The sequence below is a fragment of the Pseudanabaena sp. 'Roaring Creek' genome (assembly GCF_001402795.1).
In the GTDB taxonomy this organism is placed as follows: Bacteria; Cyanobacteriota; Cyanobacteriia; order Pseudanabaenales; family Pseudanabaenaceae; genus Pseudanabaena.
The window spans coordinates 1-8,134 of sequence record NZ_LIRE01000499.1; the positions used below are offsets into that span (position 1 = coordinate 1).

The window sequence follows — 8,134 nt, forward strand, 5'->3', positions numbered from 1 at the left end:
TAGCTGACCAGTACCACTTATTAAGGCTTACCTTGAATATAAAACTCCAAATATAGAAGGTTGGCACGCTGCGCCAACCTTCTATATTTGGAGTTAAGTAAACTTAAAACCTAGAAGAGCGTACTGCCCGCTAAGCGGGCGGTACGCTCTTCTAGGTTTTGTTTTTTAATTATGCCTAGCTACTTAGGTATATGATTAAATGCTTATAAAATACCAACTTTGGGAAAATCTTGATCCAAGACCTTGGATGCAGTAATTCCTTCCCATCGATCGAGAATTTCGCCATAAATGCTACGAAAATCCACTTGCATTGGTAGATTACCTTGAACGAGGCTATCTAATGCGGGCTTACCACCGTATAAACCACCGCGTACATTTCCCAATAATAGAACGGGAGCAGCCGTACCATGATCGGTTCCGCCATTGCCATTTTCGGCAGGACGACGACCGAACTCGCTTTGCACCATAATTAAGACATTTTTTTGCATATTATGGGCTTGGATATCGCGATCGAGGGCAGCTAGCCCTGCCCCTAGATCGCCTAGTAATTGCTGGTGGCGGCGTACCTGTCCTGCGTGGGTATCCCAACCACCAATTGTTAGGTAGACTACCTTGGGTTGTGACTCTAAAACGCGACCTAGCAGCGCAAATTGATTGCCGATTCCCGTTTTGGCATACCCATGATTGGCTTGGCGTTGATTGAGATCCTTAGTAAGTTGTTTGACAGCCTCTTCACTATCAAGAACCGAGCGGCGCACCTGTTCCGCAAATTCGGAACCTTGGGGATTGTTATAAACTGAGCGCATTGCCTCTCCCAGTTTCCCCCGTTGCTGAACGGCTAGATTGGGAGACAATTGCAGATAGCGATCGCTGTCACCAGTAAGGGCGAGGGGATATTCTTCGCCAAGAAAAATCGCGTCGGCAGTTTTCGCCTTCACATCGGTTAAATACCTTGCTAACCAACCCGTATCGCTTGCTCCTTGAGGATGAGCGCTTTGCCAGATTTCCTTAGAACGAAAGTGCGAGAGATTGGGATTGGGATAACTGACATTCTGAACGATCGCCAAACGTCCCTTGTCTAAAATCGGCTTTAGCTCCTTGAGAGCTGGATGGAAGGCTGCTTGATTGGAAATGGGAATCCCATCTTTAATCGCGATCGTAGGGCGTAGTTTACGATAATTGGCATCATTAAAGGGAACGATCGTGTTTAACCCATCATTCCCCCCCGCGAGTTCGATCACGACAAGGGTTTTGCGATCGCTACTTAAAGCAGCGCTACTGCAACTGGGGGCGACGATCGCCATTGCTGCCGTGCTGCTCATCAATGCAAGAAAATCTCTTCTGTTCATGTTCCTTGTTTATCCTTCTGCTCATCCTTCAAATGTTTCTAAAATAACGATCAACTCATCTTGACAAGGCTTACTTTCCCTTAGATCTAAGCCAGTTGATAGATTGGCGAAGCAAGAATCAAGGCAGCAATTTCCCGTTTAGATAACCCCGTAAATTGCGATTCTAATTGACGATCGCCATTACCATCCAGTAGAACTGTGACCATATCTTTAGCACTGTAGCGATCGGGATCGAACTTAAATCCACCATCATCGCCATATTCCTTCGTGAATTGCTGGGCAACATTAATCCTTGTCAACAAAGAAGGTGCAGTCAACCAACCCTGATCTCCCTGCCAACCTTTCACCGATGGCGCATTATAGGGAACTTGCCCCATTGCTCGTAAGTCGCCAATTACGCGATCGCTATCTGCCTCGATTTGCAGTTGGCGCAAACTACTCAAGACAAAATACAGTGGTGTTTTGAGATGGCTGCGATAGGATTTACTACTATAAAATTCAGGACTATTAAAAACCGCCGCCACTACTGCTTTAATACTGCGATTATTCTTTTGGTATACCCCCGCAAGGCGATCGACGATCTCAGGTTCGGGATTGCGGTAAGCCAAGGTACTCCAAAGATCCACAGCTAACTTTCTGGCGGTAATAGGATGGTTTGCTAAGATTTCGACCACATCCTGAGTGCTAAGTTTGCCTGTATGACCCAGATAAGTCTTAATGCCATCATCATGGCGACGAGGCACAAAGGTTACATCCGCCACGCCCATCTCAGGACGCAATTTTACTTGCCAGCCCGTTAGCGCCCTTGCCCCTTCTTGGATATCCTTTTCAGTGTAATTTCCTTGCCCAAGGGTAAACAATTCCATGACCTCGCGGCTGTAATTTTCGTTAATCTTGCCTGAACGATTTTGATCGTTGTCCAAATAATTGAGCATGGCTGGGCTGGTGGTGATCTGCATCAGCAACTCTTGGAAATCACCCATGGCGTAAGTGCGCAGTCTCCTTTCGTAGTCCAGTAGGAGTTGGGCTCGACCAGTTTTGCGAAGGGATACCACAAAGCGATCGCGCCAAAAGTTGACGATGCGCTCATGCAAAGGATTACTTGACTTTACCATCTGCGGCAATAACCATTTCCACATGGCTCTTGCCTGATCCTGCTTTCCTTTTTGGACTATAGGCATTGGTGCGGGTACATCGATCTCAGGTGATGTATTCAACCATGTTGAAAGCAATACGTCAGGAGTCGTATCGCTGTTGAGTTCGTCAAGGGTTGCCCCAAATCCTGCCCTTCTTAAGAAATGAGCTTTCTGTACGATGCGATCCATAGGTTTATGTCCATACTGAAGCTATTTGGTTAGCATTGATGACTTTGCTTTAGACTTTGCTTTAGACTGCCCATCGCCCATAAAAGTTCTAACGACGACCAATTTTTTGGCTCATTTCTCGACTCGTTCTCTGGTATTCATGGACAATGGGCAATCGCTCATTCTGAAAGTTTTGTAAAGCTTCAGCAATAATATGACTAGATTTGAGATGTTTCACCAGAGATAGTCCATCCTCCCAACCAGAAGTCATTCCCCTCGCACGGGTCGGACTTTTGGCATGGGCAGCATCGCCAATTAAGAGTACTCGACCACTGTAGATCTGGGGCAAGGGATCGATATCATAGGAATAGCGGCAGATAATACTTTCTAAAGGGGTAGAAGCAATGACATTTCTGGCATCCTCAGGCAGTTTCGCTAATTCTTGAGGAGGAATGGCAATATTAGCAGGTTGCAATCTGCCAATTTCTGAATCGTCTAGCGCTTGTTCAACAAAGAAGCCCCAATGCGTTCGATTTGCACCAATATGGAAGAAGTTCGCATAAATCCCTCTTCCGCGAACGTAAACGAAAAAGTTTCCTTCGGGGCAGAAGCTATCATCAACTACGATTCCCCGCCAAACGAGATCGCCAAGGTAGGATGGTTTTATATCTGGAGCGACGGACTGACGTACCTTTGAGAGAATTCCATCTGCACCAACGATTAAGTCTCCTTCCCAATGACTTCCATCCTTAAAATAGGCGATCGCCCTATTTTCTGTTTGTGTGATTGCAGATAAATGCGCGTTAAAATGAATTATATTCGCTGGCAAGGTTTCGAGGATTGCTTCTAAAATTGCCTTGCGATGTACGAGCATTCCTGGTAGTTCGTCTTCGGCGTAGGTAACGGTTTCTGCATTGACCAATCCACCCTTAAGATTGCGAAACTCAAATAATTTAACAGGATCGCCAGAGTCGATAATTTTTTTGCTGATCCTCGGATTTCCTTCATGCAGAGCTTTCATACCAGCTTGGACGATCAAAATGCCACATCCATCGGTACGAACCACGGGTGCTTTCTCAAACAAATCAACTTGAAAACCTTCTTGAATTAATAAACTGGCGAGATAAGCACCTGATGTCCCCGCACCGATAATACCGATCCTGCTCTTAGTAGAAATCATCTGGAGCCTCGCTTAAATTTATCTCTTTCAGATAATTATAGCTGTCGCCCCTTGCCTTAAGACAAGATCAAGCCCTAAGAAGAGAAGGTTGGCGCTTTGCGCCAACCTTCTCTTCTTGAACGATAGCTATTGCAGTTTTCAAATGAGTGCGTACTCATTTGAAAACAAAAAAACAATCCTAATAAGTAGCTAGGCATAATTAAAAAACAAAACCAGAGAGCATATCGCCCGCTGCGCGGGCGGTATGCTCTTCTGGGTTTTAAGTTTACTTATGCCTACGGCAAAATGAAAACCGCAATATATAGCGATCGCCAGAAATATTGAAATATTGAAATGTTGAAATATTGAAAATGCCCAACACCAAAAAGAGAGGAGTGACATAAGTTGCCACTCCTCTCTTTTTGGTGTTGGGACTATTTAATTAGACAAATTCGGCTTCGATTGTGTCTGTTTGCTGTGGGCGAGGATCGAACTCGAATAGCGAGTAGACAACATCCCGACGGATCTGGGTCATCATATCTAGGAATATTTCGTAGCCTTCGCTCTTGTACTCGATTAAGGGATCCTTTTGACCATAGCCCCGCAAGCCGACGGACTCGCGCAAGGCTTCCATTGCTTGGAGGTGGTCACGCCAGAGCGTATCAATGCGTTGCAAAATAAAGAAACGCTCGGCTTGACGCATCAAGCCAGTTTGCAATGCTTCGACTTGCGCTTCTTTGATTTCGTAGGCTCGACGGACTTCTTCCCTTAAGAATGCTTGCATTTCAGGTAAAAACATATCATCGAGTTGTTCTGGTTCAAGATCTTGGAGCAGATTTACAAACTCCTTGATTTTTTTGACCATTGCCACAAGATTCCATTCTTCAGGAGGAAGTTCGGGGTTGACATAGGCATTGACTATATCATCCATCGTGCGTTCAGCATATTCGATAACGCGATCGCGAAGATTCTCCCCTTCAAGAACACGGCGACGCTCGGCATAGATCGCTCGACGCTGATTGTTCATGACTTCGTCGTATTCAAAGACCTGCTTCCGAATGTCGTAATAGTAGGTTTCCACTTTCTTTTGGGCGTTTTCTAGGGCGCTAGTCAACATTCCCGAACTGATCGGCATATCCTCTTCTACACGGAAGGCGTTCATCAAGCCCGCTACGCGATCGCCTGCAAAAATCCGCATCAGATTATCTTCGAGACTGAGGAAAAAGCGGGTGGAACCAGGGTCACCTTGGCGACCGCAACGACCGCGCAACTGATTGTCAACGCGGCGCGACTCGTGACGTTCCGTACCAATGACATGGAGACCACCGAGTTTAGTAACATCTTCATGCTCGGCATCGGTGACAGCTTCATATTCCCGTTTGATCAAGATGAAAGCATCGCGCAATTTTTGAATAACTTCATCGTCGGTCGGGGCTTTCTCAGAGGCGACCGCAAGCATTTCTTCTGCTTCTAGTTCCGCTTGACTCATTCTTCCCAGCTTATCAACCGCAAAATCAACGGCATCCTTCAGCAAGGCTTGGGCATCCTTAGAGAGTTGGCAAGGGAAAAGGCTATCGGAGACTTTCCAATTCTTCTTTCTTGATTTTTCGATATTGGAGCCAAAGCCTTGACCCTTTTCGGGACGATCGCCAAACATTCTCTGACCTGCATTAGTAAAGTCGTTATCGTCTTCAGGACGAACGATTTGCGGCATGAAGCTTTCGCGGACTTTCAGCCTCGCCATGTAGTCAGCGTTACCGCCGAGAATAATATCCGTGCCGCGACCTGCCATGTTCGTGGCGATCGTTACCGAACCCTTGCGACCTGCTTGGGCGACAATTTCTGATTCGCGTTCTACATTTTCAGGTTTCGCATTTAGCAAATTGTGAGGAATATCTTTTTCACTGAGCAAACGCGATAGAACTTCTGATTTCTCAACACTCGTAGTTCCAACGAGCACAGGACGACCCATTTCATGCATTTCGCGACATTCTTCGGCAACGGCTCGCCATTTCGCGGCTTCGGTTTTGTAAACTACATCTGACCAATCACCCCGTCCACTCTTACGGTTGGTAGGCATGGTGGTGACTTCGAGATTGTAGATTTTGCCAAGTTCGGCTTCTTCGGTTTTTGCCGTACCAGTCATGCCACCAAGTTTGGGATAGAGCAGGAAAAAGTTTTGATAGGTAATTGTCGCGAGGGTCTGGGTTTCATTTTCGATCGCTACCCCTTCTTTGGCTTCGATCGCCTGATGCAATCCGTCGCTCCAACGGCGACCTGGCATAACACGCCCTGTAAATTCATCAACAATCGTCACTTCGCCATCGCGAACGATATAATTGACATCTTTTAAAAATAATTCTTTGGCTTTGAGGGCATTAAACACATAATGCGCCCAAGGATCGGCTTGATCGAATAGATCGGTAACGTTAAGCAGCTTTTCCGCAAGTTCAAAGCCTTCATCAGTCATGATGACGTTACGTTGCTTTTCGTCAACTTCGTAGTGGGTTTCTTTTTGTAATTGGGCAGCGATCGTTACTGCGCCCATATATTTCTCGGTCGGACGCTCGACCATTCCCGAAATAATCAGCGGTGTTCGCGCTTCGTCAATCAGGATCGAGTCAACTTCGTCAATTACACAGAAGTTAAAGGGACGTTGCACCACTTCTTCGATGCTAGTCGCCATGTTGTCTCGGAGGTAGTCGAAACCAAGCTCGCTGTTGGTGGCGTAGGTAATGTCGCAGCTATAGTTTTTGCGGCGCTCGAATGGCTCCATAGAGTTTTGAATCAAGCCTACCGACATCCCCAAAAAGCGGTGGACTTGCCCCATCCATTCTGCGTCGCGGCGGGCGAGGTAGTCGTTAACCGTAACCACATGCACACCTTTTCCTGAGAGGGCATTGAGGTAGCTGGGCAAGGTTGCGACGAGGGTTTTGCCTTCACCTGTTTTCATTTCGGCAATTTCGCCCCGATGAAGCACCATCCCACCTAGCATTTGTACGTCGTAATGCCGCAGCCCTAAAACACGGGTGGCAGCTTCGCGGACGACGGCAAAGGCTTCAGGTAGCAGATCGTCAAGCGGTTCGCCTTGTTCGAGTCGTTGTTTGAACTCTCCTGTTTTTCCTTGCAATTCGCGATCGCTCAGCGCCGCTAACTCTGGGGCTAGGGAGTTAATGAGAGCCACTTCGGGACGGAGTTTGTCAAGCTTGCGCTTATTAGGATCGCCAATCAGGTTTTTTAAGTTAAACATAGCTACCGAATGCAGTTAAAACGGGGATTGCGCCAAACGTGATCTTTAATACGATTTTGGACTACCAGTATATATTACCCGACTGTTGGGAATACGAGCTTCGGATAACCGAAGCAATCGGTTAAAGCAACCGATTGCTTTAATCGCCAAAACCATTAGTAATCTCTGCTCAATCTGCGACTAATGCCCCACTCATATCAATTCACGAAAGTGTTGCAACACTTTCGTGAATTAAAAACTAAACTTAGCAAGGGTTTTGAAGTTAAGAAATGGCGTAGCCATTTCTTAACTTCAAAACCCTTGCCCCACTTAAATTACTTATGCTTTTGCGCGATCGCCTTTTCTGCTATTTCACTAAATTTTTTATCCGCAAGTGCCTAAGCGATCGAGCAAGTGAAATCTTAAAGTGAAATTATTTATTATTCTGAATTTTAGTTTGCACTCACTTCACTATACCCAAATCGCAAGACCGAATATTAAGCGATTTTAAGCTATAAAATCAATAAACACGTATTGGGGAACAGAACGATCGCTTTCGGTTTACGTTTTTCCATGAGGCGGCGCATATTTTACTGCACGATAAGAAGGATATACTCCCTTCCTAGTGAAAAATTAGACGTTGCGGCGCGAAGCGCCGCAACGCTAATTCTTGGTTTTTAATGTCTAATTTTATAGCGGGAAGGGAGTATTCTGGTAATGGCGATCGCCTTGAGTCACAGCAGGAGGATGAGGCAAATGCTTGGGCTAAGGAGTTTTTAATTCCATCAGAGTATGATGTGGAGTTATCTACACTGCGATCGCGTGAGGATGTGATTGAGTTTGCTGAGAGGCTTGGGATTCATGCTGGGATTGTAGTTGGGCGATTGCAGTATGATCAGGTTATTGATCATAATAGTTAAGTTACTCACCTTACGCAGATAGAAAGCGCCCAAAAAAAATGACTGAGAATGTATACTGGAAGTAGGTTTGAGAGTAATTGCTTTGCCGAAACCAAGCTAAGATGAGGAAAGAAGATAAAAACATGAAGATGAACATGTTAGATCTTTATAGTGACTATCTAATTAGTTCTTTT

At 45.8% G+C, this 8,134-nt stretch carries 6 protein-coding genes; 2 read left to right on the plus strand and 4 right to left on the minus strand.

Going from position 1 to position 8,134, the window contains the following annotated elements; genetic code table 11:
- Nucleotides 1-203 precede the first annotated feature (203 nt).
- The 4 genes from AC805_RS15500 to secA all read right to left on the minus strand — a co-directional run bounded on the left by AC805_RS15500 (nt 204) and on the right by secA (nt 7,062).
- Entirely contained in the window at nt 204-1,349 is a 1,146-nt protein-coding gene (locus tag AC805_RS15500) for a DUF1501 domain-containing protein (protein ID WP_055076258.1), read from the minus strand.
- Nucleotides 1,350-1,435: 86 nt separating this feature from the next.
- Nucleotides 1,436-2,674 carry a DUF1800 family protein gene (locus tag AC805_RS15505; protein ID WP_055076259.1) on the minus strand — a complete coding sequence of 413 codons (1,239 nt, stop codon included), beginning with the start codon at nt 2,672-2,674 and terminating at the stop codon, nt 1,436-1,438.
- Between the two features lie 88 nt (nt 2,675-2,762).
- Nucleotides 2,763-3,833: an FAD-dependent monooxygenase gene (locus AC805_RS15510; protein WP_055076260.1), complete on the minus strand. Its 1,071-nt coding sequence runs from the start codon at nt 3,831-3,833 to the stop codon at nt 2,763-2,765.
- Between the two features lie 421 nt (nt 3,834-4,254).
- Nucleotides 4,255-7,062 carry a preprotein translocase subunit SecA gene (gene secA, locus AC805_RS15515; protein WP_055076261.1) on the minus strand — a complete coding sequence of 936 codons (2,808 nt, stop codon included), beginning with the start codon at nt 7,060-7,062 and terminating at the stop codon, nt 4,255-4,257.
- Between the two features lie 512 nt (nt 7,063-7,574).
- On the opposite strand from secA, the gene AC805_RS27405 reads away from it, so the two are divergent.
- Both AC805_RS27405 and AC805_RS15520 read left to right on the plus strand, forming a co-directional pair.
- On the plus strand, nt 7,575-7,667 hold the full coding sequence (locus tag AC805_RS27405) for an ImmA/IrrE family metallo-endopeptidase (RefSeq protein WP_197278745.1): 93 nt from the start codon (nt 7,575-7,577) through the stop codon (nt 7,665-7,667).
- Between the two features lie 54 nt (nt 7,668-7,721).
- Nucleotides 7,722-7,961 carry an ImmA/IrrE family metallo-endopeptidase gene (locus AC805_RS15520; protein WP_055076262.1) on the plus strand — a complete coding sequence of 80 codons (240 nt, stop codon included), beginning with the start codon at nt 7,722-7,724 and terminating at the stop codon, nt 7,959-7,961.
- Nucleotides 7,962-8,134: the final 173 nt, after the last annotated feature.